26 protein-coding genes are annotated in these 25671 nt (G+C 71.2%); 17 read left to right on the plus strand and 9 right to left on the minus strand.

Annotated features, from left to right (window positions below; all coding sequences use genetic code 11):
- The first annotated feature begins 66 nt into the window (after positions 1–66).
- The 11 genes from CP977_RS23675 (at position 67) to CP977_RS23725 (ending at position 10011) form a co-directional block, all read left to right on the plus strand.
- Entirely contained in the window at positions 67–1386 is a 1320-nt protein-coding gene (locus CP977_RS23675) for an MraY family glycosyltransferase (protein ID WP_062752188.1), read from the plus strand.
- Positions 1387–1648: 262 nt separating this feature from the next.
- Positions 1649–2062, plus strand: a complete 414-nt coding sequence (locus tag CP977_RS23680; RefSeq protein WP_062752187.1) for a Cg1360 family ATP-synthase-associated protein — start codon at positions 1649–1651, stop codon at positions 2060–2062.
- Positions 2063–2284: 222 nt separating this feature from the next.
- Positions 2285–3094 carry a F0F1 ATP synthase subunit A gene (atpB, locus tag CP977_RS23685; RefSeq protein WP_030218874.1) on the plus strand — a complete coding sequence of 270 codons (810 nt, stop codon included), beginning with the start codon at positions 2285–2287 and terminating at the stop codon, positions 3092–3094.
- A gap of 91 nt (positions 3095–3185) precedes the next feature.
- Positions 3186–3416 (plus strand): ATP synthase F0 subunit C, encoded by a 231-nt coding sequence (atpE, locus tag CP977_RS23690; protein WP_006346597.1) that lies wholly within the window; start codon positions 3186–3188, stop codon positions 3414–3416.
- A gap of 41 nt (positions 3417–3457) precedes the next feature.
- A complete protein-coding gene (locus tag CP977_RS23695) occupies positions 3458–4003 on the plus strand; it encodes a F0F1 ATP synthase subunit B (RefSeq protein ID WP_030218869.1) in 546 nt (181 codons plus the stop codon).
- A complete protein-coding gene (locus tag CP977_RS23700) occupies positions 4000–4815 on the plus strand; it encodes a F0F1 ATP synthase subunit delta (protein WP_062752186.1) in 816 nt (271 codons plus the stop codon). Before CP977_RS23695 ends, CP977_RS23700 begins: the two co-directional genes overlap by 4 nt.
- A gap of 140 nt (positions 4816–4955) precedes the next feature.
- On the plus strand, positions 4956–6554 hold the full coding sequence (gene atpA, locus CP977_RS23705) for a F0F1 ATP synthase subunit alpha (protein ID WP_062752185.1): 1599 nt from the start codon (positions 4956–4958) through the stop codon (positions 6552–6554).
- Positions 6555–6574: 20 nt separating this feature from the next.
- Positions 6575–7492, plus strand: coding sequence for a F0F1 ATP synthase subunit gamma (locus tag CP977_RS23710; protein ID WP_062752184.1), 918 nt, complete (start codon positions 6575–6577; stop codon positions 7490–7492).
- Positions 7492–8934 (plus strand): F0F1 ATP synthase subunit beta, encoded by a 1443-nt coding sequence (gene atpD, locus CP977_RS23715; RefSeq protein ID WP_062752183.1) that lies wholly within the window; start codon positions 7492–7494, stop codon positions 8932–8934. The genes CP977_RS23710 and atpD overlap by 1 nt, the downstream gene beginning before the upstream one ends.
- A 113-nt stretch (positions 8935–9047) precedes the next feature.
- Positions 9048–9422 (plus strand): F0F1 ATP synthase subunit epsilon, encoded by a 375-nt coding sequence (locus tag CP977_RS23720; RefSeq protein WP_062752182.1) that lies wholly within the window; start codon positions 9048–9050, stop codon positions 9420–9422.
- Between the two features lie 142 nt (positions 9423–9564).
- The gene (locus CP977_RS23725) at positions 9565–10011 is read left to right on the plus strand and encodes a DUF2550 domain-containing protein (RefSeq protein ID WP_062756864.1); all 447 of its coding nucleotides are present in this window, start codon (positions 9565–9567) and stop codon (positions 10009–10011) included.
- An 84-nt stretch (positions 10012–10095) separates the two neighbouring features.
- Here the strand turns inward: CP977_RS23725 and CP977_RS23730 are convergent, their stop codons facing one another.
- From CP977_RS23730 to CP977_RS23740, 3 genes are all read right to left on the minus strand, one after another.
- Positions 10096–11940 (minus strand): glycoside hydrolase family 18 chitinase, encoded by a 1845-nt coding sequence (locus tag CP977_RS23730; RefSeq protein WP_229991383.1) that lies wholly within the window; start codon positions 11938–11940, stop codon positions 10096–10098.
- A 118-nt stretch (positions 11941–12058) separates the two neighbouring features.
- Entirely contained in the window at positions 12059–12712 is a 654-nt protein-coding gene (locus CP977_RS23735) for a response regulator (protein ID WP_062752180.1), read from the minus strand.
- A gap of 31 nt (positions 12713–12743) precedes the next feature.
- The gene (locus CP977_RS23740; RefSeq protein WP_229991382.1) at positions 12744–13958 is read right to left on the minus strand and encodes a sensor histidine kinase; all 1215 of its coding nucleotides are present in this window, start codon (positions 13956–13958) and stop codon (positions 12744–12746) included.
- A gap of 152 nt (positions 13959–14110) precedes the next feature.
- On the opposite strand from CP977_RS23740, the gene CP977_RS23745 reads away from it, so the two are divergent.
- A complete protein-coding gene (locus CP977_RS23745; protein WP_062752179.1) occupies positions 14111–14782 on the plus strand; it encodes a hypothetical protein in 672 nt (223 codons plus the stop codon).
- Here CP977_RS23745 and CP977_RS23750 read toward each other — a convergent pair.
- Positions 14699–15271: a cob(I)yrinic acid a,c-diamide adenosyltransferase gene (locus CP977_RS23750; protein ID WP_062752178.1), complete on the minus strand. Its 573-nt coding sequence runs from the start codon at positions 15269–15271 to the stop codon at positions 14699–14701. The genes CP977_RS23745 and CP977_RS23750 overlap by 84 nt on opposite strands.
- Before the next feature lie 213 nt (positions 15272–15484).
- On the opposite strand from CP977_RS23750, the gene CP977_RS23755 reads away from it, so the two are divergent.
- The 3 genes from CP977_RS23755 (at position 15485) to CP977_RS23765 (ending at position 19674) form a co-directional block, all read left to right on the plus strand.
- Complete coding sequence (locus tag CP977_RS23755) at positions 15485–16333, plus strand: 3-hydroxyacyl-CoA dehydrogenase family protein (protein WP_109185631.1); 849 nt, start codon at positions 15485–15487, stop codon at positions 16331–16333.
- Between the two features lie 189 nt (positions 16334–16522).
- Positions 16523–16846, plus strand: a complete 324-nt coding sequence (locus tag CP977_RS23760) for an STAS domain-containing protein (RefSeq protein WP_030210572.1) — start codon at positions 16523–16525, stop codon at positions 16844–16846.
- 212 nt (positions 16847–17058) lie between these two features.
- Positions 17059–19674 (plus strand): ATP-binding protein, encoded by a 2616-nt coding sequence (locus tag CP977_RS23765; protein ID WP_152370772.1) that lies wholly within the window; start codon positions 17059–17061, stop codon positions 19672–19674.
- Between the two features lie 83 nt (positions 19675–19757).
- Here the strand turns inward: CP977_RS23765 and nucS are convergent, their stop codons facing one another.
- The gene (gene nucS / locus CP977_RS23770) at positions 19758–20429 is read right to left on the minus strand and encodes an endonuclease NucS (protein WP_062752176.1); all 672 of its coding nucleotides are present in this window, start codon (positions 20427–20429) and stop codon (positions 19758–19760) included.
- Between the two features lie 248 nt (positions 20430–20677).
- On the opposite strand from nucS, the gene CP977_RS23775 reads away from it, so the two are divergent.
- Entirely contained in the window at positions 20678–21070 is a 393-nt protein-coding gene (locus tag CP977_RS23775) for an SCO5389 family protein (RefSeq protein ID WP_030218823.1), read from the plus strand.
- Between the two features lie 139 nt (positions 21071–21209).
- Here the strand turns inward: CP977_RS23775 and CP977_RS23780 are convergent, their stop codons facing one another.
- Positions 21210–22244, minus strand: coding sequence for an LLM class flavin-dependent oxidoreductase (locus tag CP977_RS23780; RefSeq protein WP_152370773.1), 1035 nt, complete (start codon positions 22242–22244; stop codon positions 21210–21212).
- 199 nt (positions 22245–22443) lie between these two features.
- On the opposite strand from CP977_RS23780, the gene CP977_RS23785 reads away from it, so the two are divergent.
- Complete coding sequence (locus CP977_RS23785) at positions 22444–22770, plus strand: hypothetical protein (protein ID WP_062752174.1); 327 nt, start codon at positions 22444–22446, stop codon at positions 22768–22770.
- Positions 22771–22782: 12 nt separating this feature from the next.
- Here CP977_RS23785 and CP977_RS23790 read toward each other — a convergent pair whose 3' ends face one another.
- The 3 genes from CP977_RS23790 to CP977_RS23800 all read right to left on the minus strand — a co-directional run bounded on the left by CP977_RS23790 (position 22783) and on the right by CP977_RS23800 (position 25669).
- Positions 22783–23619: an ABC transporter permease gene (locus CP977_RS23790; RefSeq protein ID WP_062752173.1), complete on the minus strand. Its 837-nt coding sequence runs from the start codon at positions 23617–23619 to the stop codon at positions 22783–22785.
- On the minus strand, positions 23616–24746 hold the full coding sequence (locus tag CP977_RS23795) for an ABC transporter ATP-binding protein (RefSeq protein ID WP_062752172.1): 1131 nt from the start codon (positions 24744–24746) through the stop codon (positions 23616–23618). Before CP977_RS23795 ends, CP977_RS23790 begins: the two co-directional genes overlap by 4 nt.
- Positions 24747–24889: 143 nt before the next feature.
- Positions 24890–25669, minus strand: a complete 780-nt coding sequence (locus tag CP977_RS23800; protein ID WP_062752171.1) for an ABC transporter permease — start codon at positions 25667–25669, stop codon at positions 24890–24892.
- Between the last annotated feature and the right edge of the window lie 2 nt (positions 25670–25671).

Consider the following 25671-nt stretch of genomic DNA (forward strand, 5'->3'; position numbering starts at 1 on the left):
CCAGCACATGGACGGCACGGCTAGGGTGTGGGGCTGAGATGGCCAGCGATTCCTGTGGGGCAGCCCGTGCGTGATTACCTGCTGACGCTCTGTGTCACGGCCGCGGTGACCTACCTGCTCACCGGTCCGGTGCGCAAGTTCGCCATCGCGACCGGGGCGATGCCGGAGATCCGCGCCCGCGACGTGCACCGAGAACCGACTCCGCGGCTCGGTGGCATCGCCATGTTCTTCGGGCTGTGCGCGGGACTGCTCGTCGCCGCCAACCTGCAGAACCTCGGCAGCGTCTTCGACCTGTCCAACGAGCCCCGCGCACTGCTCTCCGGCGCCGCCCTGATCTGGCTGATCGGCGTCCTGGACGACAAGTTCGAGCTGGACGCGCTCATCAAGCTGGGCGCGCAGATGATCTCGGCCGGCGTCATGGTCGCGCAGGGCCTGACGATCCTGTGGCTGCCGATCCCCGGCGTCGGCGTCGTCTCCCTGACCCCCGGGCAGGGCACGCTCCTCACCGTCGCCCTGGTGGTCCTCACCATCAACGCGGTGAACTTCGTCGACGGCCTCGACGGCCTCGCCGCCGGCATGGTCTGCATCGCCGCCACCGCCTTCTTCCTGTACGCCTACCGCCTCTGGTACGGCTACACGATCGAGGCCGCCGCCCCCGCCACGCTCTTCACCGCCATCCTCATGGGCATGTGCCTGGGCTTCCTGCCGCACAACATGCACCCGGCGCGGATCTTCATGGGCGACTCCGGCTCGATGCTGATCGGCCTGATCCTGGCCGCCTCCGCCATCTCGATCACCGGTCAGGTCGACCCCGACGTGCTGAAGCTCTTCGAGGGCTCGACCCGCGAGGCCACCCACGCCGCCCTGCCGGTCTTCATCCCGCTCCTGCTGCCGCTGACGATCATCGCGATCCCGATGGCGGACCTGGTCCTGGCGATCGTGCGCCGCACCTGGAAGGGCCAGTCGCCGTTCGCGGCCGACCGCGGCCACCTGCACCACCGGCTCCTGGAGATCGGCCACTCGCACAGCCGCGCGGTGCTGATCATGTACTTCTGGTCGGCCCTGATCGCCTTCGGGACGCTGGCGTACTCGGTCCACTCGACCTCGATGTGGATCGTCCTCGGGGTCGTCGCGCTCAGCGCGATCGGCCTGGTGCTGCTCCTGATGCCGCGCTTCACGCCGCGCGCGCCCCGCTGGGCCGAGTCCGTCGTGCCGCCCCGCTACCGGCGCCGCAAGCCGGCCCCGGCCGCGGAGGCGGAGACGGTCCCGGAGCCGGTCGCGGCCGGGACGGAGCGGGTCCCGGTGCCCGCCGGCATCAACGGCGCCACCGCCATCGGCAACCGCGCGCGCTTCACCGACCGGCGGAAGGCCGGAACGCCGAGTTGACGAAGGGCGCGGCAGCGGTCATTACCAGACAAGCCGCACCGCTGTCGCGCACACACGCGCGGTGTAGCCCTCATGTGTGACAACTGGCACACCTTATGGGTAAAGACCTATTCAAATAGTTTGTGATACCGTTCACGAGACCCGGCGACAGTGCCGAAAGACCGTAGTGCGACGGTCCGTTGGCCCCGAGACCCACCTCGGACCGGGCTTACGCTCGTCCATGACGACACCATCGCCCCCTCCATCAAGCGGAGACACCGCCATGCCGTCCAACGACGCACGCATCCTTCTGCACACCGTCATCCCCACCGCAGCCGTCGGCGCCGTCGCCACGGTCGTCAGCGGGGTGGTCGCCGGTGGCAAGGGAGCACTCGGCGGAGTCGTCGGCACCCTGGTGGTCATCCTCTTCATGGGGATCGGACAGCTGGTCCTCCAGCGCACGGCGAAGTCGCTGCCGCACCTGTTCCAGGCGATGGGGCTGATGCTCTACACGGCCCAGCTCCTGGTGCTCTTCATCTTCCTTGCGTTGCTCAAGAACACCACGCTGTTCGACTTCAAGGCCTTCGCCTTCACGCTGCTCGCCGCGACCGTCGTGTGGGTCGCCGCGCAGGCCCGGGCCTACATGAAGGCCAAGATCAGCTACATCGACCCCGGAAACACGGGGTCGAAGTCGTGAAGGGTAGGGCCGGGATAAAGCCGCGTTCGGCTTCCTGCTATCGTCCGGTGCCAACTGCGGCACTGCGGGCGCGGGCATCCGAGACGCCTGTCCCAGCGCGAGGCTCGAAGCCGAACCGCCGCCCCCTTATCCGTAAGACCAGTCCAGTGCCGACCCGCGGCTGCGTGCCGCGCCGACACAACGAGGTTGCCGTACCTATGCGCCACGCTGAAGGAGCCCGCGGTGAGTGCTGACCAGACGCTTGCCTTCGACCCGGATTGCCACATCTTCACCGGATGTGGCTTCCCGGCGCCGGGCCTGCACACGTTCATGTACGAGCCGATCGCCACGTGGGGCAGCTTCGAGCTGACGAAGCCCATGCTGCTCGCGATCCTGAGCTCCGTCGTGGTCGTCGGGTTCTTCTGGGCCGCCTTCCGCAAGCCGAAGCTGATCCCCGGCAAGATGCAGATGGTCGGCGAGGCCGGTTACGACTTCGTGCGCCGCGGCATCGTCTACGAGATCATCGGCAAGAAGGACGGCGAGAAGTACGTCCCGCTCATGGTGACGCTGTTCTTCCTCGTCTGGATGATGAACCTCTGGTCGATCATCCCGCTGGCCCAGTTCCCGGTCACCTCGCTGATCGCGTTCCCGGTGGCCCTGGCGCTTGTCGTCTACGTCGTCTGGGTCTCGCTCACCTTCAAGAAGCACGGCTTCGTCGGTGGCTGGAAGAACATCGTCGGCTACGACAAGTCGCTCGGCCCGATCCTTCCCCTGGTCGTCGTCCTCGAGTTCTTCTCGAACCTGCTGATCCGGCCCTTCACGCACGCGGTCCGACTGTTCGCGAACATGTTCGCCGGTCACCTGCTCATCGTGATGTTCTCGCTGGCCTCTTGGTACCTGCTCAACGGCCTCGGCATCGTCTACGCCGCCACGTCGTTCGTGATGGTCATCGTCATGACCGCGTTCGAGCTCTTCATCCAGGCCGTCCAGGCGTACGTCTTCGTCCTCCTGGCCGCCAGCTATATCCAGGGCGCGCTCTCCGAGCACCACTGAGTCCGGCCCCGACCGGCAGCACACCCCACAAACCAACAGTCGTCCGGTGGCCAACCCCCACCGGGTCCTTGAAAGAGAAGGAAGAACCGGCATGTCCGCTCTCCAGACCCTCGCCGCTGTCGAAGGAAACGTCGCCGCCATCGGTTACGGCCTCGCCGCGATCGGCCCCGGCGTCGGCGTCGGCATCATCTTCGGTAACGGCACCCAGGCCCTCGCCCGCCAGCCCGAGGCCGCCGGCCTGATCCGTACCAACCAGATCATGGGTTTCGCCTTCTGTGAGGCGCTCGCCCTCATCGGCATCGTCATGGGCTTCGTTTACTAAGCCCGATTTCGACGACAGCCACTTTTACGGAAGGCACTGATGTGAACGCTCTGCTTCTTGCGGCGGCGGAGGAGCCCCAGCCTCCTCTGATCCCGCATCTCGACGAGCTCGTCATCGGCCTGATCGCCTTCGTCATCGTCTTCGGCTTCCTCGCCAAGAAGCTCCTCCCGAACATCAACAAGGTTCTGGACGAGCGCCGCGAGGCCATCGAGGGTGGCATCGAGAAGGCCGAGTCGGCCCAGATCGAGGCTCAGAGTGTGCTGGAGCAGTACAAGGCCCAGCTCGCCGAGGCCCGCCACGAGGCCGCGCGTCTTCGCCAGGAGGCGACGGAGCAGGGCACCGCGATCATCCAGGAGATGAAGGCGGAAGGCCAGCGCCAGCGCGAGGAGATCATCGCGGCCGGCCACGCGCAGATCGAGGCGGACCGCAAGGCGGCGTCCGCGTCGCTGCGCCAGGACGTGGGCAAGCTCGCCACCGACCTGGCCGGCAAGCTGGTCGGCGAGTCCCTCCAGGACACCGCCCGCCAGAGCCGCACGATCGACCGCTTCCTCGACGAGCTCGAGGAGAAGGCAGAGGCCGTCCGATGAACGGAGCGAGCCGTGAGGCACTGGCAGCCGCCCGTGAGTCCCTCGACGCGCTGACCGACAACACCCCGGTCGACGCGACGAAGCTCGCGGACGAGCTCGCCGCCGTCACCGCGCTGCTCGACCGCGAGGTGTCGCTGCGCCGGGTCCTGACCGACCCCGCCCAGTCGGGTGAGGCCAAGGCCGCACTCGCGCAGCGACTCCTGAGCGGTCAGGTGGGCGGCGAGACCGCCGACCTGGTCTCGGGCATGGTCCGCTCCCGCTGGTCGCGCTCGCGCGACCTGGTCGACGCGACCGAGGAGCTGGCGAACACCGCGGACCTCACCGCGGCGCAGAAGGCGGGCACCCTCGACGGAGTCGAGGACGAGCTGTTCCGCTTCGGCCGGATCGTGTCCTCCAGCACCGAGCTCCGCTCGGCGCTGACGGACAAGGCCGCCACGGCCACCGCCAAGGGCACGCTGCTCCGCAGCCTGCTGGGCGGCAAGGCCCACGCGACCACCGAGCGCCTGGTCGTCCGTCTGGTGACCCAGCCCCGGGGACGTAGCCTGGAAGCGGGACTCGAGTCCCTGTCCAAGCTCGCCGCGGCGCGCCGGGACCGGATGGTCGCGGTCGTCACCTCGGCGGTGCCGCTGTCGGACCGGCAGAAGCAGCGCCTCGGTGCCGCCCTCGCCAAGCTGTACGGCCGCGAGATGCACCTGAACCTGGACGTGGACCCCTCGGTCCTCGGCGGGATCTCGGTGCGGGTCGGCGACGAGGTCATCGACGGCACCGTCGCGGAGCGCCTCGGCGAGGCGACCCGCCGCCTGGCCGGCTGACGCGGTCACCACAGCAGAAAAGCATCACAGCATCACCAGCGGCCCGGTTGGGCCGTGCAGAGATTGCAGAAGATTCCTGGGGGTCGGCCCCCAGACCCCTTAAGAAACTTCGGGCCCAACAAGGAGAGCAGGGAACCCAGATGGCGGAGCTCACGATCCGGCCGGAGGAGATCCGGGACGCACTGGAGACCTTTGTCCAGTCGTACCAGCCGGACGCGGCCTCGCGCGAGGAGGTCGGCACGGTCAGCCTGGCCGGCGACGGCATCGCGAAGGTCGAGGGTCTTCCCTCGGCCATGGCGAACGAGCTGCTGAAGTTCGAGGACGGCACCCTCGGTCTCGCGCTGAACCTCGAAGAGCGCGAGATCGGTGCGATCGTCCTCGGCGAGTTCAGCGGCATCGAGGAGGGGCAGTCGGTGCAGCGCACCGGCGAGGTCCTCTCCGTCGGTGTCGGCGAGGGATACCTCGGCCGCGTTGTCGACCCGCTCGGCAACCCGATCGACGGTCTCGGCGAGATCGCGACCGAGGGCCGCCGCGCCCTCGAGCTGCAGGCCCCGGGCGTCATGGCCCGTAAGTCGGTGCACGAGCCGATGGAGACCGGCTACAAGGCCGTCGACGCCATGACGCCGGTCGGCCGCGGCCAGCGTCAGCTGGTCATCGGCGACCGTCAGACCGGCAAGACCGCGCTGTGCGTCGACACGATCATCAACCAGCGCGACAACTGGCGCTCGGGCGACGTGAACAAGCAGGTCCGCTGCATCTACGTCGCCGTCGGCCAGAAGGGCTCGACCATCGCGTCCGTGCGCGGCGCCCTGGAAGAGGCCGGTGCGCTCGAGTACACGACGATCGTCGCCGCCCCGGCGTCCGACCCGGCCGGCTTCAAGTACCTGGCGCCGTACACCGGCTCGGCCATCGGCCAGCACTGGATGTACCAGGGCAAGCACGTCCTGATCGTCTTCGACGACCTGTCGAAGCAGGCCGACGCCTACCGCGCCGTGTCGCTGCTGCTGCGCCGCCCGCCGGGCCGTGAGGCCTACCCGGGTGACGTCTTCTACCTGCACTCGCGTCTCCTCGAGCGCTGCGCGAAGCTCTCGGACGAGCTGGGTGCCGGCTCGATGACCGGTCTGCCGATCGTCGAGACCAAGGCGAACGACGTCTCGGCGTTCATCCCGACCAACGTCATCTCCATCACCGACGGCCAGTGCTTCCTGGAGTCCGACCTGTTCAACGCCGGCCAGCGCCCGGCCCTGAACGTCGGTATCTCGGTCTCCCGAGTCGGTGGCTCCGCCCAGCACCCGGCCATGAAGCAGATCGCCGGTCGCCTCCGCGTGGACCTCGCCCAGTTCCGTGAGCTGGAGGCCTTCGCGGCCTTCGGTTCCGACCTGGACGCGGCCTCGAAGGCGCAGCTGGAGCGCGGTCAGCGGATGGTCGAGCTGCTCAAGCAGGCTCAGTACCAGCCGATGCCCACGGAGAACCAGGTCGTCTCGGTCTGGGCCGGCACCACCGGCAAGATGGACGACGTCCCGGTCGCCGACATCCGCCGCTTCGAGGCCGAGCTCCTGGCGTACCTGCGCCAGAACCACTCCGGTCTCATGACCTCCATCCGCGAGGGCAAGAAGATGTCGGACGACACCCTCACGGCCGTCGCCGACGCCATCGCGGAGTTCAAGCAGCAGTTCGAGACGTCCGACGGCAAGCTGCTCGGCGCGGACGCCCCTGCCGCCGTCAACGTCTCGAAGTGACGACGGAAGGGACCTGACTCATGGGAGCGCAGCTCCGGGTCTACAAGCGTCGCATCAAATCCGTCACCGCGACGAAGAAGATCACCAAGGCGATGGAGATGATCGCCGCCTCGCGTGTCGTCAAGGCGCAGCGCAAGGTGCAGGCGTCGACCCCGTACGCGACCGAGCTCACCCGCGCGGTCACGGCGGTGGCCACGGGTGCGAACGACAAGCACCCGCTGACCACCGAGGCGGAGAACCCGAGCCGTGCCGCGGTCCTGCTCCTGTCGAGCGACCGCGGCCTGGCCGGCGCCTTCAACTCCAACGCCATCAAGGCGGCGGAGAAGCTCATCGAGGAGCTGGGGGCCAAGGGCCGCACGGTCGACGTCTACGTCGTCGGTCGCCGCGGCGTCGCGCACTTCAACTTCCGTGAGCGGAAGCTGAGCGACACGTGGACCGGCTTCACGGACGAGCCCACGTACGCGGACGCCAAGAAGATCGCGGCACCGCTGATCGAGGCGATCGAGAAGGACACGGCCGACGGTGGTGTGGACGAGCTCCACATCGTCTACACCGAGTTCGTCTCGATGATGACCCAGACGGCCGTCGAGGCCCGGCTGCTGCCCCTCAGCCTCGACGAGGTGGCGAAGGAGGCCGGCGAGCCGGACACCCTCCGTCCGCTGTACGACTTCGAGCCGTCGGCGGAGGACGTCCTCGACGCCCTGCTGCCGCGCTACGTCGAGAGCCGGATCTACAACGCGCTGCTCCAGTCGGCTGCCTCCAAGCACGCCGCCACGCGCCGCGCGATGAAGTCGGCCACCGACAACGCGGGAGACTTGATCAACAACCTCTCCCGACTTGCCAACGCGGCCCGCCAGGCCGAAATCACCCAGGAAATCAGCGAGATCGTCGGTGGCACCGCAGCCCTGGCCGACGCGACCGCGGGGAGTGACAAGTAATGACGACCACTGTTGAGACGGCCGCCGCCACGGGCCGCGTCGCCCGGGTCATCGGCCCGGTCGTCGACGTGGAGTTCCCCGTCGACGCGATGCCGGAGATCTACAACGCCCTGCACGTCGAGGTCGCCGACCCGGCCGAGGAGGGCGCGAAGAAGACGCTGACCCTCGAGGTCGCGCAGCACCTCGGCGACGGCATCGTCCGCGCCATCTCCATGCAGCCCACCGACGGCCTGGTCCGCCAGGCCCCCGTGGTGGACACCGGCGACGGCATCACCGTGCCCGTCGGCGACGTCACCAAGGGCCGCGTGTTCAACACGCTGGGTCAGATCCTGAACGAGCCCGAGGCGGAGTCGGAGGTCGGCGAGCGCTGGTCCATCCACCGCAAGGCCCCGGCGTTCGACCAGCTCGAGTCGAAGACCGAGATGTTCGAGACCGGCCTCAAGGTCGTCGACCTCCTCACCCCGTACGTCAAGGGTGGAAAGATCGGTCTGTTCGGTGGTGCCGGTGTCGGCAAGACCGTTCTGATCCAGGAAATGATCATGCGTGTGGCGAAGCTGCACGACGGTGTCTCCGTGTTCGCCGGTGTCGGCGAGCGCACCCGTGAGGGCAACGACCTCATCGCGGAGATGGAGGAGTCCGGCGTTCTGGACAAGACCGCCCTGGTCTTCGGCCAGATGGACGAGCCCCCGGGCACCCGTCTGCGCGTCGCCCTCGCCGGTCTGACCATGGCGGAGTACTTCCGCGATGTGCAGAAGCAGGACGTGCTGTTCTTCATCGACAACATCTTCCGCTTCACCCAGGCCGGTTCCGAGGTCTCGACCCTGCTCGGCCGCATGCCCTCCGCGGTGGGCTACCAGCCGAACCTGGCCGACGAGATGGGTCTCCTCCAGGAGCGCATCACCTCGACCCGTGGTCACTCGATCACCTCGATGCAGGCGATCTACGTCCCCGCCGACGACCTCACCGACCCGGCGCCGGCGACCACCTTCGCCCACCTCGACGCGACGACGGTTCTCTCCCGTCCGATCTCCGAGAAGGGCATCTACCCGGCCGTGGACCCGCTGGACTCCACGTCCCGGATCCTGGACCCGCGCTACATCGCGCAGGACCACTACGACGCCGCCACGCGCGTCAAGGGGATCCTGCAGAAGTACAAGGACCTCCAGGACATCATCGCGATCCTCGGCATCGACGAACTGGGCGAGGAGGACAAGCTCGTCGTCCACCGTGCCCGCCGCGTCGAGCGCTTCCTGTCGCAGAACACCCACGCCGCCAAGCAGTTCACCGGTGTGGACGGTTCGGACGTTCCGCTCGACGAGTCGATCGCCGCGTTCAACGCGATCTGCGACGGTGAGTTCGACCACTTCCCGGAGCAGGCCTTCTTCATGTGTGGTGGTCTCGAGGACCTCAAGAAGAACGCCAAGGAGCTCGGCGTCTCCTGAGCCCCGTGCTCGCCTTGAGGGGGGCGGGACTCGTCCCGCCCCCCTCTCCACGCCCCCTAGAATTGACCCCAACACCCGGCACGACCGCCGGGTGGTGACCCGAGGAGCCACCCTTGGCCGCTGAGCTGCACGTCGAGCTGGTCGCCGCGGACCGGAGTGTCTGGTCCGGCGAGGCCACCCTGGTCATCGCGCGTACCACCTCCGGCGACATCGGCGTCATGCCCGGCCACCAGCCGCTGCTCGGTGTGCTGGAGTCGGGCCCGGTGACCATCCGTACGAGCGAGGGCGGGACCGTCGTCGCCGCCGTCCACGGCGGATTCATCTCGTTCGCGGACGACAAGCTGTCCCTGCTCGCGGAGGTCTGCGAGCTGGCGGACGAGATCGACGCCCAGCGCGCCGAGCGCGCGCTGGAGCGCGCCAAGACGGACTCCGACGCCGCCGCCGAGCGGCGCGCCGAGGTCCGGCTGCGCGCGGTAGCGGTCCGCTGACGGTCCGCGCAGAGTAGTGCCCTCAGCCGCGGCACGGCTGGAATTTTCCAGACCGTGCCGCGGCTGAGGCGATGCAGGTGCAGGTTGTATTCGGTTCGGCCGGCTGGTCCGGTCACGGGACGCAGCGAGGAGGTCGGTGAAGATGTTCCTCGCTCTGCTCGTGTGCGGCCTGGTCGTCGCACTGGTGGTGATCGGGCTCTTCGTCTTCGGTTTGCGCCGGAGACTGATCCAGAAGGCCGGCGGGACGTTCGACTGCTCGCTGCGCTGGAACGTCCCCGACGAGCCGGACCCGGCCGGCAAGGGCTGGGTGTACGGCGTCGCCCGCTACAGCGGTGACGAGATCGCCTGGTTCCGCGTCTTCTCGTACGCGCCCCGCCCGCGCCGGGTCCTGGAGCGCTCCTCCATCGTGGCCCTGGAGCGCCGGATGCCGGAGGGCGAGGAGGAGCTCGCGCTGCTCTCGGACGCGGTGATCCAGCCCTGTATGTACGAGGGCGTCCGCCTGGAGCTCGCGATGAGCGAGGACGCCCGGACGGGTTTCATGGCCTGGCTGGAGGCGGCGCCTCCGGGGCAGAGGGTCAACGTCGCGTAGTTCTGCACGACGACGGAAGACGACGGAAGCGGGGGACGGCGTGCTGCGCCGTCCCCCGCTTCTTCGTTCTCGCTCCCGTACGGGCTAGCTCAGGCCGCTGTTGATCGCGCCGACCAGCTCGCCGTTGGTGGTGTCACCGCTGAACTCCCAGAAGAAGGCACCGCCCAGGCCCTGGGACTTGGCCCAGCCCATCTTGGACGTGACCGTGGCCGGGGTGTCGTAGCTCCACCAGTTGGTGCCGCAGTGGGCGTAGGCCGTGCCGGCGATGGTGCCGGTGGCGGGGCAGGTGTTCTTGAGGACCTTGTAGTCCTCGATGCCCGCCTCGTACGTGCCGGGCGCCGCGCCCGTCGCCGTGCCGCCGGGGGCGGACTGGGTGACGCCGGTCCAGCCGCGTCCGTAGAAGCCGATGCCGAGCAGCAGCTTGTTGGCGGGGACGCCCTTCGCCTTGAACTTGGCGATCGCCTCGGCGGAGTTGAAGCCCGCCTGCGGGATGCCGGCGTACGAGGTGAGCGGGGAGTGCGGGGCCGTCGGGCCCTTGGCCGCCCAGGCGCCGAAGAAGTCGTACGTCATGACGTTGAGCCAGTCGTAGTACGGCGCGGCACCGGCGTAGTCGGCGGCGTCGATCTTGCCGCCGGCGGAGGCGTCGGCCGTGACGGCCGCGGTCACCAGGTTGTTGGCGCCGAACTTGGCGCGCATGGCCTGCATCATGTTCTTGAAGGAGGCCGGACCGCTGGTGTCGCAGGTCAGACCGCAGGCGTTGGGGTACTCCCAGTCCAGGTCGATGCCGTCGAAGACGTCGGCCCAGCGCGGGTCCTCGACCAGGTCGTAGCAGGACTGGGCGAAGGCGGTCGGGTTCTGCACGGCCTGGCCGAAGCCGCCGGACCAGGTCCAGCCGCCGAAGGACCAGAGGACCTTGATGTGCGGGTACGCCTTCTTCAGCTTGCGCAGCTGGTTGAAGTTGCCGCGCAGCGGCTGGTCCCAGGTGTCGGCGACGCCGTCGACCGACTGGTCGGCGGTGTAGGCCTTGTCGTAGTCGGCGTAGGAGTCGCCGATGGTGCACTTGCCGCCCTGGACGTTGCCGAAGGCGTAGTTGATGTGGGTGATCTTGGACGCGGAGCCCGAGGTCACGATGTTCTTCACGTGGTAGTTGCGCCCGTAGACGCCCCAGTTGGTGAAGTAGCCCAGCTTGACCGCGTTCGGCGGCGGCGGGATGTCCGGGCCGCCGGTGGTGCGGACCGGGACCGGGCCGGCGGTGGGGCCGGTCTGGTCGATGGTGTCGCGGGCGACCACGGTGTAGCTGTAGTCGGTGCCGGCGGTCAGGCCCGTGTCGGTGTAGGTGAGGCCCGTGGTCGTGGTGACCTTCGTGCCGTCGCGCAGCACGTCGTAGTTCTTGACGCCCTTGTCGTCGGTGGCCGCGGTCCAGGTGAGCTTCACCGAGGTGTCGGTGACGTTCGAGGCGACCGGGGTGCCGGGGGCGGAGGGCGGGTTGTCGCCGGGCACGGTGGAGCCGTCGCACGGAGCGCCGTTGATCTTGCAGCCGGTGGGCGCGCCGCTGCCGCTGCCGTTGAACCCGAAGGAGATGGACGCGCCGGGGGCGAGGGTGCCGTTCCAGCCGACGTTCTTGGCGGTCCAGTGGTTCGCGGAGTTGGTGACGGTGGCGTCCCACGCGGAGGTGACCGAGGTGCCGGCGGGGTAGTCCCACTCGACGGTCCAGGAGGTCAGGGTGGTGGTGCCGGTGTTCTTGATGGTCCAGTTGGCTCCGAAGCCGGAGCCCCAGTCCTGGGTCTTGGTGTAGGTGGCCGTGGCCGAGGTGGCCGCTTCGGCGGGGGTGGCGAGGCCGACCATGGCGGCCAGCGGCAGGACGAGGGCGGTCAGACCGGCAGCGGCCCGGTGTCTGAACCCTGCTCTGCGCGGTGCTTGAGTGCTCAACGGTGCTCCTCAAGTTGCGGACGGGGTGGGGGTGGTCCGTGGAGATGCGCGCGCCCCGCGAGCGTAGGAAGGTCTGGACCAATCGTCAAGAGGTCCAGACCAACGCAAGCGTGCCCTCCTACGCCCCCAACTCCTGGGCCAGCACAGCCGCTTGGACCCGGCTCCGCAGGCCGAGCTTCCCCAGCACCTTGCTGACGTGCGTCTTCACCGTCGCCTCCGCCATGTCGAGCCGTACCGCGATCTCCGCGTTCGACAGGCCCCGGCCGAGCGCCGAGAGGACCTGCCGCTCCCGGGGCGTCAGCGCGTCCAGGACGGCGGGGTCCGTCCCCCGCTCCGCCGCCGACGGCCGGCCGGACGCGGCGAACTCCGCGATGAGCCGCCGCGTCACCGCCGGGGCGATCAGCCCTTCGCCGCGCGCCACCGTCCGCACCGCCTCGATCAGCTCCCGGGCGTCCGCGTTCTTCAGGAGGAAGCCCGCGGCGCCCGCCCGCAGCGCCCCGAAGACGTACGCGTCCAGGTCGAAGGTGGTCAGGACGAGCACGTCCGCGAGGCCCTCCGCGACCACGATCCCGGTCGCCGTCACCCCGTCCATCCGGGGCATCTGCACGTCCATCAGGACCAGGTCCGGCCGCAGCTCGCGGGCCAGCTCCACCGCCCGCTCCCCGTCGGCCGCCTCCCCGACCACCTCGATGTCCGGCGCGCTGCCCAGGATCAGGACCAGGCCCGCCCGTACCGCGCTCTGGTCCTCGGCGACCACCACCCGCACCGTCATGCCCGCTCCCCGGCGACCGCCACCCGCACCGTCATGTCCGCTCCTCGTCGCTCGCGTCCACGGGCAGCTCCGCCCGCACCCGCCACAGTCTCCGTCCCCCGCCGTCCGTCACCGCACCCGCCTCGAAGGCCCCGCCGAGCAGGGCCGTCCGCTCCCGCATCCCCACCAGCCCCGCCCCCGAGCCGGGCGCGGTCGGCCCCGGGCGCTCCCCGTACGGACTGGTCACCTCGACCGCGAGGGCGTCCGGCTCCCGGGCGAGGACCACCCGGACCTCGCCGGGCGCCGCGTGCTTGAGCGCGTTGGTCAGCGACTCCTGCACGATCCGGTACGCGGCCAGCTCCACCGGCGCGGGCAGCCCCGCCGCACTCTCCCGGTTGTCCTCCAGGACGAGGACGAGACCGCTCGGCCGGGCGTTCGTCCGCGCCTGGTCGACCAGGGCGTCCAGGCCGGCGAGCGTCGGTGCGGCCGCCGGCTCCGCGTCCGCGCCGCTCTCCCGCAGCAGCCCGATGAGCCGGCGCATCTCGGCGAGCCCCGCCACGCTGTTCTCCCGGATGACCGTCAGCGCCTGCCGGGTCGTGCCCGGGTCGTCGAGCGAGAGCGCGGCCGTGGAGTGGATCGCGATCGCGGACAGGTGGTTGGCGACCATGTCGTGCAGCTCCCGTGCCATCCGGGCCCGCTCCGCCACCACCGCCTGCGTCCGGTCCATCTCGGCGAGCAGCGCCGTCTGCTCCGCCCGCAGCCGGGCCGCCTCCGCCGCCTCCCGGTGGTTGCGCACGATCGAGCCCGTGACCGCCGGCAGGAAGGAGATCGTGCCGACGAGCGCGCCGATCACGAGCGCGGCCGCGTTCTCCCACCAGACGAGCAGCACCACCGTGAGCGCCACGGTGACCAGGGCGGTGGTGTACGGGATGCGGCGGGCCGAGGCAGGAGTGCCGTACACCACCGACGCGTAGACGACGTCCGTGAACATCAGCAGGGTGGCGAGGTTGCCGCTGGTGAGCTGGTCCCCGGCGATCGCCAGGGCGGCGGCGACCAGCGCGGTCCGCGGGGCCGTGCGGCGCAGGGCCTCCGCCCCCGCCAGTACGAACAGCGGGACCAGCGTCGCCCACCGCTGCCCGAAGACGTGGTCGCGCGTCAGGTACAGGCCGAACGACCAGAGGACCAGACCACCCGCGAGCCCGGCGAGGGCGATGAGCAGGTCGGTGCGGTGCGGGCGGGGGAGCGTCACCGGGCGGGGGAGCGTCACGTACTCATCCAACACGCCCGTCCCCGCCCCGACCTCCTCGTCCGGGCCGATCCGTCCCTCCGTCGAACGATGTAGACGGGATTCGTCATCGGCGACGACGAACCGCGCCCGGCCCCACGGGACGCTGAGGGGGAACCGAAAGGGGAACCCTCGTGATCGTCACGCTGATCGTCGTCTGCGAGGTCGGCTTCTGGGTCCTGCTGGCCGCCGGCCTCGCCACCCGCTACCTGCTGAAGATGCCCCGGACGGGCCTGGCCCTGCTGCTGTGCGAACCGCTCCTGGAGGTCCTGCTCCTCGTCGTCACCGCGATCGACCTCAAGAACGGCGCCGACCCCAGCTGGCGGCACGGCCTCGCCGCGCTCTACATCGGCTACACCGTCGGCCACGGCCACCGCACCGTGAAGTGGCTCGACGGCCACGCCGCCCACCGCTTCGGCGGCGCCCCGCCGCCGGTCAAGCCCCCGCGGTACGGCATGGCCCGCGCCCGCCACGAGGGCACGGTCTGGCTCGGCTCGGTGACCGCCGCCGCCGTCGCCTCGGGCCTGCTGCTCCTGGCGGCCTGGTACGTCGGCGACGACGGGAACACCGAGAGCCTGCGCAGCTGGATCTTCGTCGCCTGGCGGGCGGCCGGCATCCACGGCCTGATCGCGCTCAGCTACGCGATCTGGCCGAAGAAAGCGCCGAAGGAGGCCCCGGAGCACGACCCCGGGAAGACCCGGGAGAAGGCGCCCGGGAAGGCCTCAGCGGTCCCCGCCCGGGACCCAGAGGACGTCCCCGACCTCCTTGTTGGCCGTCCGCGCGAGGATGAAGAGCAGGTCCGATAGGCGGTTGAGGTACGTGGCGGTCAGCGGGTTCATCGTCTCGCCGTGCACCTCCAGGGCCGCCCAGGTGGAGCGCTCCGCCCGCCGGACCACCGTGCACGCCTGGTGCAGCAGCGCCGCCCCGGGCGTGCCGCCCGGCAGGATGAAGGAGCGCAGCTTCTCCAGCTCCTCCAGGAAGCGGTCGCAGTCGGCCTCCAGCTTGTCCACGTAGGACTGCTCCACCCGCAGCGGCGGGTACTGCGGGTTCTCCACGACGGGGGTGGAGAGGTCCGCGCCGACGTCGAAGAGGTCGTTCTGGACGCGGACGAGGACCTTCACGACCTCCTCGTCGAGCTTCCCGAGGGCGATCGCCGTACCGATCACGGCGTTCGCCTCGTTGGCGTCGGCGTAGGCCGAGATCCTCAGATCCGTCTTGGCGGTGCGGCTCATGTCGCCGAGCGCCGTGGTGCCCTTGTCGCCGGTACGGGTGTAGATGCGCGTCAGATTGACCATGGCGCCAGCGTAGCCAGCCGCCCCCGCTCCGGAACGGGCGTGTGCCGACCGTCACGCGCGCGCCGCCCCCGCTCCCTCCCGTGCCGCCTGTCGCGAGTGTGACGTCCGTCAAAGAGGGCGTGACGCGCATTACTTAGCGGTCACATGGCGGCCCCGGACCGCTAATCTCCGCCGGAGAGCCAGAAGTGAACAGGCGTGGAGGGGTGGAACATCGTGGCCAGGAAGCTCGCCGTCATCGGGGCCGGACTCATGGGATCCGGCATCGCACAGGTCTCGGCACAGGCGGGCTGGGACGTCGTCCTGCGTGACGTCACCGACGCCGCCCTGACCCGCGGCACCGACGGCATCAAGGCGTCGTACGACCGCTTCGTCGCCAAGGGGAAGCTCGACGCCGCCGACGCGGACGCCGCCCTCGGCCGGATCACCGCCACCACCGACCTCGAAGCCGTCGCGGACGCCGACGTCATCGTCGAGGCCGTCTTCGAGAACCTCGACGTCAAGCACGAGATCTTCCGCTCGCTCGACAAGGTCGCCAAGGACGGCGCCGTCCTCGCCTCCAACACCTCCGCGATCCCGATCACCAAGATCGCCGCGGTGACCGCGCGCCCCGAGGCCGTCGTCGGCACCCACTTCTTCTCCCCGGTCCCGATGATGCAGCTCTGCGAGCTCGTCCGCGGCTACAAGACCAGCGACGCCACCCTCGCCGCCGCCCGCGAGTTCGCCGAGTCCGTCGGCAAGACCTGCATCGTCGTCAACCGCGACGTCGCCGGTTTCGTCACCACCCGGCTGATCGCCGCCCTCGTCGTCGAGGCCGCCAAGCTCCAGGAGTCGGGCGTCGCCACCGCCGAGGACATCGACATCGCCTGCAAGCTCGGCTTCGGCCACGCCATGGGCCCGCTCGCCACCGCCGACCTCACCGGCATCGACATCCTGGTGAACGCGGCCAACAACATCTACACCGAGTCCCAGGACGAGAAGTTCGCCCCGCCGGAGGTGATGCGCCGGATGGTGGACGCGGGTGACATCGGGCGCAAGAGCGGGCAGGGCTACTACACGTACTGAGCGGACCGGGGCTGTCGGGGCCCCGCCCGTACGGACACACGGGCCCACGGAACGAGTACCGGCCCCGGCCCGCCCACCCCGCCCTCACTCCACGGGGTGAATTTCGGTACTGGATCGCTGACAAGGCGCAACACTTCTGCCGGTGCGGCAGTCAGTTGTTGCAAGACGGAGCACTCTCGGGGAGCGCATATGCACATCAGGGGCGACCACGTCGAGCTGGTCGTCGGGGGCCGCCTCGACGTCCGCAGCGCGGCGGACGCCCGTACGGTCCTGCACTCGGCCGTCGACGACGGAGTCGGCGACCTGGTGCTCGACCTGACAGGGCTCGACTCCTGGGACGCCACCGGTCTCGGCGTCATCATGGGCGCCCACCGGCGGGCTGGCCGCTGCGGCCGACGCCTGGTCCTGCGCGGGGTGCCGCCCCAGATGCAGCGCCTCCTCGTCGCCACCCGGCTGCACCGCATCCTCGCCATCGAGGGCGGCCTCGCCCTGGAATCGCTGCCCCGGGTCTGAACCCTGTTCCCCCCGGGGGGGGGGCGTCCGGTGCGAACCAGGCGTCACGCTCAATCCTCACAAGACCGTGACGTCTTGGTCTCGGGAGCACCCCGACTGTTCCCGGAGGTCCGGCCACGGTCTAGGGTTTCGGCCGTCCGCACATTCGGCCGTCCGCACGAGGACGCGACCCACCCCGCGGGCCCGCACACCGCTTCTTGGGGGCTAGGACCATGGACCCGATCAACCCGGGGTCGGAGGAATACGGTCACGACACCGAGGGCGAGGAGGCCCGCCAGGGCCGCGGCGTGCCCGCACCCGCGGCCACGCCCGCGCGCGCCCGCGTCGTCCGGCTCGTCTCCGGCGAGCTCCTCCTCACCGTCAACCCCGTCGACGGCAGCGAGATCGAGCCCTGCCCGCCCGGACAGGAGCCGGAAACCCCCCGCCCCCGCACCCCCGAGGAGCGCGCCGAGGCCGCCCGCGCCGCCGCCCCGCCCGTACCGCCCGGCCCGGTGGCCCCCGCCCTGCCCCTCCTCGAACGCCAGGAGGAGCGCGAACGCCTCACCGCGATCCTCGGCCGCGGCCGCTCCGCCCGGCTCCTCGGCGTCCCCGGCTCCGGCCGCACCACCCTCCTCGACGCGGTCGCCGCCGACTGCGCCGACCTCGCCCCCGACGGCGTCGTCCGCCTCTCCGGCCACCACCGCACCGCCGGCGAACTCCTCCACGAGCTCTTCGCCGCCGTCCGGCACGCCCCCGGGCAGCGCCCCGACCGGACCGCCCTCCTCGACCGGCTCCGCGACGTCGGCGCCGTGGTCGTCGTCGACGACCTGGAGTTCGGCGGCGCCGCCCTCGACGAACTCCTCGCCGCCGCCCCCGAGTGCGCCTTCCTCCTCGCCGCGACCCCCGACACCCCCGTCCCCTCGGCCGGCGCCCACCTGGAGGAGGTCCTCCTCGCCGGCCTCGGCCGCGGCGCCGCCCTCAAGCTCCTGGAGAGCGCCGTCGGCCGCACCCTCACCGACGAGGAGGCCAACTGGGCCGGCGACCTGTGGTTCGAGTCCGAGGGCCTGCCCCTCCGCTTCGTCCAGGCCGGCGCCCTGCTCCGCCAGCGCGACCGACTGCGCGTCACCCCCGCCGAGTTCGACGCCTTCGGCGCCCTCGAAGAGGCCTTCGGACCCACCGACCCCGAAGCGGCGGCGAAGGCCGCGGCCGCCTCCTTCGACGGCGTCGCCGACCCCGACGTCGAGCTGCGCGAGATACCCCTGCCCAGCCTCGGCGAGGGCGCCGCCCCCGCCGCCCTCCTCGCCTCCCGGCTCAGCCGCTCCGCCCAGACCGCCCTGCGCTTCGCCGTCGCCCTCGGCGGCGAGGTCCCGCACCAGGCCCACCTGCCGGCCCTGGTCGGCGACACCCACGCCGACGCCGCCCTCGGCGAACTCGTGGCCTGCGGCCTGCTCTCCCCGGCCGGCCCCCGCTACCGGCTCGCCGCCGGGGTCCTCACCCAGCTCCTCGCCCAGGGGTACGAGCCCGGAGCCGCCGACCGCGCCCACACCGCCGCCCAGCACTACGCCTGGTGGGCCGCCCACCCCTCCGTCACCCCCGAACGGGCCGCCGCCGAGGCCGACGCCCTGCTCGCCGCCCTCACCGCCCTCCTCCCCGGCAGCGCCACCGCCGCCGAGGCCGCCGCCGAGCACCGGGCCACCGCCGTCCTCCTCGCCCGCGCCGCCGCCCCCGCCTTCGCCGCCGGACTGCACTGGGGCGCCTGGGAGCGGGCCCTGCGCGCCGGCCAGGAGGCCGCCCGGCTGACCGGGGACGTCGCGGAGGAGGCCTACTTCCACCACGAGCTCGGCGTCCTCGCGATCTGCTCGGGCAACCTGGAGCGGGCCCGCGCCGAGCTGGAGGCCTCCATCGGCATGCGCGGCGTCCTCGCCGACAAGCGCGGCACCGTCGCCGGCCGCCGGGCGCTCGCCCTCGTCGCCGACCTCTCCGGGGAGCACGCCACTCCGGCCGCCCTCCGCGCCGAGGAGCCCGTCTCCCCGCCGCGCGGCACCCCGGCCGCCCGCCCGGCCCTCCCCGGCCCGGAGCCGGTCACGGCCCCGCTGCCCGGCGGATCCGCGCGGACCCCGGCCCCCGCCTTCCCCGGCTTCGCCGACACCTTCTCCGGCTTCGCCGACAGGACCCCTGCGCCCGCCGCGCCCCCCGAGCCGGCGAAGGACGGCCGCTCCGGCCTCGCCGGCGGCATCCTCGCCGGCGCCCGCCGCAACCTCGTCGCCGTCGGCGCGGGCGCGCTCCTCGTCGCCGTCCTCGGCACCGTCGTGACCCTCGGCGCCACCTCCGGCAACGGCGAGGACCCGACCCCGCAGCGCGTCACCTCCGACAGCACCGCGACCCAGGGCGCCCCCGACGACGGGACCGACACCGAGGAGACGCCCGAGGACGCCGAACCGGGGGAGACGAACACCCCCACCGGCTCCGTCACCCCGAGCCCCTCCGGCTCCGGCAGCGCCTCGCCGTCCTCCTCCACGAGCCCGGGCGCCACCGACGGCTCGCCGTCCTCCTCGCCTTCGGACGACCCGTCGGCGACGACGTCCCCGTCGGAGACGACGCTGCCCACGTCCCCGACGTCGAGGCCGACCACGACGCGTCCGCCGACGTCCCCGAAACCGAGCTCCTCGACGCCGACGACGCCGACCGAGACCCCGTCGGAGTCGTCGAGCGGTACCCCGTCCGAGACCCCCAGCCCCTCCAGTACGACCAGCTCTCCGGCGGACGGGGAAAACGACCCCAGCAACTCCGCCTCCGCCCCTCTCGGCAGCGCCCCCACCGGCTCCACCGCCACGGAGACCCCCGCCTGACCCGTACGCCGTACGGAAGAACGGGAACGGCCCCGGGATGCGTGTCCACGCACCCGGGGCCGCCCCGTACCCCCGTACCGCTCCTAGAACAGCCGCAGCTTGTCGTCCTCGATGCCGCGCAGGGCGTCGTAGTCGAGGACCACGCAGCCGATGCCGCGGTCCGTCGCGAGGACCCGCGCCTGCGGCTTGATCTCCTGGGCCGCGAAGACGCCCCTCACCGGCGCCAGGTGCGGATCGCGGTTGAGCAGTTCCAGGTAGCGGGTCAGCTGCTCGACGCCGTCGATCTCGCCGCGCCGCTTGATCTCCACCGCGACCGTCGCGCCGTCCGAGTCCCGGCACAGGATGTCCACGGGGCCGATTGCCGTCGGGTACTCCCGGCGGATCAGGGAGTAGCCCGTGCCGAGGGTCTCGATGCGGTCGGCGAGCAGCTCCTGGAGGTGCGCCTCCACGCCGTCCTTGATGAGACCGGGGTCCACGCCCAGCTCGTGCGAGGAGTCGTGGAGGATCTCCTCCATCGTGATGATCAGTTTCTCGCCCGCTTTGTTGATCACGGTCCAGACGCCCGCGTCGTCGCCGGTGCCCTCCTTCAGCGTGCAGGGCGGGGACATCCAGTTGAGCGGTTTGTACGCCCGGTCGTCCGCGTGGACGGAGACGCTGCCGTCTGCCTTGACCAGGATCAGACGGGGCGCGGAGGGCAGGTGGGCGGTGAGCCGGCCCGCGTAGTCGACGGAACAGCGGGCAATGACGAGACGCATGGTCGGCAACGCTACAAGACGGGCGCTCTTCCGCGCGATTCGGGCATCGCCCGGAACCCGGAGGGGATCTTCATGAGCCGAACACCCGTCGGTTATCGGCCGGTTGTGTGCTCCATCTTCTGGTGCGGCCAGGACTGCGCGCTTACCGTGGAAGCTGGAGGTCGTCGTCCGGGCACGCTGCGTGGCGGACGGCCCGGCCTTCGCCCTGCCCGCAAGACCCCGTCCGCGGGGTCGCGAGAGGAGAACCCATGTCGCTCGACGTCTCACCGGCCCTGTTGGAACAGGCCGAGCGAGGCGAGGTCGACGAAGCCGACTTCGTCGACTGCGTCCGGACCTCCCTGCCCTACGCATGGGAGATGATCAGCTCTCTGGTGGCCCAGCTGAAGGTCGACGGCGGAGAGTTCGCCGACAACCAGACGCCGCCGCCGAATGAGCAGGCACGTGGCCAGCTGCTGCGCGCACTCGCGAGCGACGCCATCCGTGGTGCCCTGCAGCGGCACTTCGGGGTGCGTCTCGCCTTCCAGAACTGCCACCGGGTGGCGGTCTTCCCGCTGGACCCGGCGGTGGACGACCGGCTCGCCCGCTTCACCTCCATAAGGGGGCAGCTTCTGAACCAGTCCCCGGAACTGCGCGACTGCTGAGACATGGTGCTGCCGCTCCCCGTCGCGGGAGAAGGGGGCCGGTGCGCGTCGACGCGCACCGGCGCGAAGGGATGCCGGAGCGGCAGCACGGTCACCGGACGAACGGCACCGCGCCGCCCCGCCCCGGGCGCCCGCCGCCTCACACCAGGAGCGGCAGGACCTCCGCGCCGAGGCGCCGGACGTTCTCCTCGGTCGCCGCGAGATCGCCCGAGCCCTCCGCGAGCAGGGCGAAGCGCGTGATGCCCGTGCGCTCCGCCGTCGCCGCCAGCCGGTCCGCCGCGAGCCGGGGCGTGCCCACCGGGTGCAGCCCGCACAGCAGCTCCGTGTACGCCACGGGGTCCCGCATCGACCGGTGCCGGCCGTCCACCGTCACATGCGCGTCGAGCCCCTGCCGCAGCCAGCCGGGCATCGCCTTCACCAGCGCCTCGGCCGCGTCCTCGTCCCGGTCCGCCAGCTGGGCCACGCCCGCCGACACGTGGTGGGAGCCGATCCGCGCGGTCTCCTCCGGGTCCCGCCCGGACTCCCGGGACCAGCGGGTCCAGGCCGCGACCATCTCGGCCTTGTCCTCGTTGCCGCAGTGCATCCCGAGCAGCATCGGAAGCCCGCGCTCGGCGGCAAGCCGCACGCTCTTCGGCGAGGTGCACGCCACCACCACCTCCGGGCCCGCCTCCCCGCCGATCAGCTCGTCCGGCCGGGGCACCACCGGCACCTCCCGGAAGGAGAACCGTTCCCCCTCGGCGCCGACGCGCGCCTCGGTCAGCCAGCGAAGCAGCAGGTCGAGCGATTCGGGGAACCCCTTCTCGTACGCCTCCAGGCCCGCACCGAACACCTCCAGATCGACCCACGGCCCACCCCGGCCCACTCCGAGGGTGAACCTGCCGCCCGAGGTGAGGTGCAGCAGGGCCGCCTGCTCGCCCAGGGCCACCGGGTGGACGGTCGGCAGCACGCTCACCGCCGTGCCGACCCGCAGTCGCCGGGTGCGGCCGAGGAGCAGCGCCGCCAGCGTGACGGCCGACGGGCAGACCCCGTACGGCACGAAGTGGTGCTCGGCCAGCCATACGGAGTCGAGCCCCGCCTCCTCGGCGACCTCGGCGGTCCGCACCGCACGGTGCAGCGCCTCTCCCTGTCCCTGGCCCGGGAACTGGGCGGCCAGAACGAACGTACCCACGCGCATCGCCTTGTGCCTCCTTGCGGCCGACGCGTATTTCCCCCTCGCACTGGCAACAACGCCTGACACGTGCCAAAGGCAACGGCCGTTCATGAAGTTCTTGCGATTTTCGGCAGGGCCCCCGCCCACCGGGCCCGGGGCACCGCGTGGCGGCCCGTAGGCTGGAGGGAACCGTCCGTGTTCCCCGATCCCGTGAGGTGTGCCCGTGTCCCCGCGTCACAACCGCGCCCGAGGCCGCGAGAAGTCCGCGCCGCAGGACGACCACGGCGACCGGTACGGCGGGGCGCAGCGCACCGAGAGCTGGCAGGGCGAGGAGTGGTACGTGCGCCTCGTCGCCGGGTCCAGCTCGCCCGGCAAGCGCTACCGCTGCCCCGGCTGCGACCAGGAGATCCCGCCCGGCGCCCCGCACGTGGTCGCCTGGCCGGAGTACGGGGGAGTGGACGACCGGCGCCACTGGCACAAGGCCTGCTGGAACGCGAAGGACCGCCGCACCAGCCGGGTGCAGCGGTCCCGCAACGCGCCGAGGTACTGAGGGGGCGCCCGACTACACGTCCCGGCTGTTCAGCAGGGCGTAGGCGCCGGCGAGCACCACCGCCGCCGTGCCCCCCATGATCAGCAGCGGCTCCCAGCCCGCCGGGCCGTCCTCGCCGAACGGCGGCTGCGAGCTGTACAGCGCGATCATCTGCGAGGGGATGGCGTACGTGAACAGCCACTCCTGCACCGACTTCAGCGCCGCGGAGAACATGAACAGGGCCGCCACCAGCGGCAGCAGCAGCAGACCGATCATCACCGTGATCGCGCCCGCCGAGTGCCGGATGAGCGTGCCGATCGCCAGCGACAGCAGCCCGAGCGCGGCCAGGTAGGCGCCCGCGCCGACCGTCGCGCGCAGCCACTCGTCCGCCGACGGCTCCGCCGCGTCCACCAGGGCGACCTGCGCGAGGGCGACCAGCGTCGCGACCACCGTGGTGACCGTGAAGACCAGCAGGAAGAAGACGATCGCCTTCGCCGTGAGCACCCGGGCCCGGCTCGGGCACGCCGTCAGCGTCGTGCGGATCATGCCCGTGCCGTACTCCGAGGCGATCGTCAGCACCCCGAGCGTGATCACGCAGATCGAAGCCGGCAGCATCCCGAAGAAACCGAAGGCGAGCGCCGTCTCCTCGCCCATCGGAGCCTCCGCGGACGAGGCGATGGCCGCCACGCCCAGGCCGATGACCACCATCAGCAGGATCATGACGCCGAGCGTCCACATGGTCGAACGCACCGAGCGGATCTTCGTCCACTCGGAGGCGAGGGCGTCCCCGAGGTGCGCCCTGCGGACCGGGATGGGGGAGACGTAGGCGTGCGGCGCCGGGGCGTGCTGCGGGTGGGCGGGGGCGGTCATCGGGCGTCCTTGGGAGTGTCGCTCGGCTGGGGGGCGGCCTGAGGGGCGTACGGACCCGGCGCGGGCGCCGGCGCGGCGTACGGGTTCTGCCCGGGCGGCGGCGGGGCGTACCAGCCCTGCTGCGGCACGTCCTGGGCCACCGGCTGCGGCGGCACCCCGTACCCCGGCTGCCCGGGCTGGAGCGGCGGCTGGAGGTGGGCGAGCTTGTCGTCGGTGGAGCGGTAGTCCACGGCGCCCTGCGTCAGGCGCATGTACGCCTCCTCCAGGGACGCCTGGTGCGGGGACAGCTCCCAGAGCCGTACGTCCGCGCCGTGCGCCAGGTCGCTGATCCTCGGCAGCGGCAGGCCGGTCACCCGCAGCGCCCCGTCCGGCTCGGAGAGGACCTGGCCGCCGGCCTCCGTCAGGACCGCCGTCAGCTTCTCCCGCTGCGCCGGCTCGGTCCCCGGCGTCCGCACCCGGGCGAAGTCGGCGGAGTTCGCCGAGATGAAGTCCGTGACGCTCATGTCCGCGAGCAGCTGCCCCCGGCCGATCACGATCAGGTGGTCCGCCGTCAGCGCCATCTCGCTCATGAGGTGGCTGGAGACGAAGACCGTCCGGCCCTCCGAGGCCAGCTTCTTCATCAGGTTCCGCACCCAGAGGATGCCCTCGGGGTCCAGGCCGTTGACGGGCTCGTCGAAGAGCAGCACCTGCGGGTCGCCGAGGAGCGCCGCCGCGATGCCGAGCCGCTGGCCCATGCCGAGCGAGAAGCCCTTCGAGCGCCGCTTGGCCACGTCCTGGAGGCCGACCACGCCCAGGACCTCGTCCACCCGCTGCGCCGGGATGCCGGCGAGCTGGGCGAGCGAGAGCAGGTGGCTGCGCGCGCTCCGGCCGCCGTGCACGGCCTTGGCGTCGAGGAGCGCGCCCACCTGCCGCGGCGCGTTCGGCAGCTGCCGGAACGGGTGGCCGCCGATCGTCACGTGGCCCGCGGAGGGCTGGTCGAGTCCGAGGATCATCCGCATCGTCGTGGACTTGCCGGAGCCGTTGGGCCCCAGGAAGCCGGTGACGACACCGGGCCTCACCCGGAAGGAAAGGTCGTACACGGCCGTCTTGGCGCCGTAGCGCTTCGTCAGGCCGACTGCCTCGATCATTCTGCAGCCCCATCGACAGGTCGGTCGCATCCGTGCCGGGGCGCGGCGTCAGTCGGCCGGAGCCCCCCGTATGAGCTAGGAGCTTATCCAGGGGTTGACGGTTCCGGCCAAACAGAAAGGGCCGGGCGTCCCGCTTCCGGGGATCAGGCGTCCCGCTTCTTCAGCACCAGGTAGCCGCCGAGCAGCGACGCCGCCACCCACAGCAGCATGATCCCGAGCCCGCCCCACGGCCCGTACGGGGCCTCCTCCGAGTCCAGGGCGCCCGGCACGACCTGCATGATCTTCGACCCGGCCTGGTCCGGGAAGTACCGGGCGACCTCCTTGGCCTTCGGCACCGCCGCCAGGATCTGCGAGACCAGGAAGAAGAACGGCACCAGGATGCCGAGCGAGAGCATCGAGGAGCGCAGCATCGCCGTCACGCCCATGGAGAAGATCGCGATCAGGCCCATGTAGAGCCCGCCGCCGACCACCGCCCGCAGCACGTTCTCCGCACCGATCGTGGTCCCGTGGTCGCCGAGCAGCGCCTGTCCCAGGAAGAAGGAGAGGAAGCTGGTCGCCAGACCCACCAGGAGCGCGAGCCCGCCCGCCACCGCGATCTTCGAGAAGAGGAAGGCGGCCCGCTGCGGCACGGCCGCCAGCGAGGTGCGGATCATGCCGGAGGAGTACTCCGTCCCCACCACCAGGACGCCGAAGACCACCATCGCCAGCTGGCCGAGGACGGTCCCGGAGAAGCTGACCAGGGTCGGGTCGAAGGTGAGCCGCTGGGCCTCGGGCAGGTCGTCGAAGGTCGCCGCCATCAGCGCGGACAGGCCCGCACCCATCGCCACCGTGACGAGGAGGGCGCTCGCCAGGGTCCAGACGGTCGAGGACACCGTCCGGATCTTGGTCCACTCGGACTGGAGGACCGCGGATGCCGCTGCCATCG

The sequence above is a fragment of the Streptomyces cinereoruber genome (assembly GCF_009299385.1).
GTDB lineage: Bacteria > Actinomycetota > Actinomycetes > Streptomycetales > Streptomycetaceae > Streptomyces > Streptomyces bikiniensis.

Coding starts and splice junctions, on each gene's coding strand:
- CP977_RS23725 (WP_062756864.1), top strand. CDS start 9,565: ATGTTCCTCGCTCTGCTCGTGTGCGGCCTGGTCGTCGCACTGGTGGTG.
- CP977_RS23710 (WP_062752184.1), top strand. CDS start 6,575: ATGGGAGCGCAGCTCCGGGTCTACAAGCGTCGCATCAAATCCGTCACC.
- atpA (WP_062752185.1), top strand. CDS start 4,956: ATGGCGGAGCTCACGATCCGGCCGGAGGAGATCCGGGACGCACTGGAG.
- CP977_RS23750 (WP_062752178.1), bottom strand. CDS start 15,271: ATGGTCAATCTGACGCGCATCTACACCCGTACCGGCGACAAGGGCACC.
- CP977_RS23760 (WP_030210572.1), top strand. CDS start 16,523: ATGCACATCAGGGGCGACCACGTCGAGCTGGTCGTCGGGGGCCGCCTC.
- CP977_RS23780 (WP_152370773.1), bottom strand. CDS start 22,244: ATGCGCGTGGGTACGTTCGTTCTGGCCGCCCAGTTCCCGGGCCAGGGA.
- CP977_RS23680 (WP_062752187.1), top strand. CDS start 1,649: ATGCCGTCCAACGACGCACGCATCCTTCTGCACACCGTCATCCCCACC.
- CP977_RS23775 (WP_030218823.1), top strand. CDS start 20,678: ATGTCGCTCGACGTCTCACCGGCCCTGTTGGAACAGGCCGAGCGAGGC.
- CP977_RS23795 (WP_062752172.1), bottom strand. CDS start 24,746: ATGATCGAGGCAGTCGGCCTGACGAAGCGCTACGGCGCCAAGACGGCC.
- CP977_RS23800 (WP_062752171.1), bottom strand. CDS start 25,669: ATGGCAGCGGCATCCGCGGTCCTCCAGTCCGAGTGGACCAAGATCCGG.
- CP977_RS23735 (WP_062752180.1), bottom strand. CDS start 12,712: ATGACGGTGCGGGTGGTGGTCGCCGAGGACCAGAGCGCGGTACGGGCG.
- atpD (WP_062752183.1), top strand. CDS start 7,492: ATGACGACCACTGTTGAGACGGCCGCCGCCACGGGCCGCGTCGCCCGG.
- CP977_RS23765 (WP_152370772.1), top strand. CDS start 17,059: ATGGACCCGATCAACCCGGGGTCGGAGGAATACGGTCACGACACCGAG.
- CP977_RS23790 (WP_062752173.1), bottom strand. CDS start 23,619: ATGACCGCCCCCGCCCACCCGCAGCACGCCCCGGCGCCGCACGCCTAC.
- atpE (WP_006346597.1), top strand. CDS start 3,186: ATGTCCGCTCTCCAGACCCTCGCCGCTGTCGAAGGAAACGTCGCCGCC.
- nucS (WP_062752176.1), bottom strand. CDS start 20,429: ATGCGTCTCGTCATTGCCCGCTGTTCCGTCGACTACGCGGGCCGGCTC.
- CP977_RS23700 (WP_062752186.1), top strand. CDS start 4,000: ATGAACGGAGCGAGCCGTGAGGCACTGGCAGCCGCCCGTGAGTCCCTC.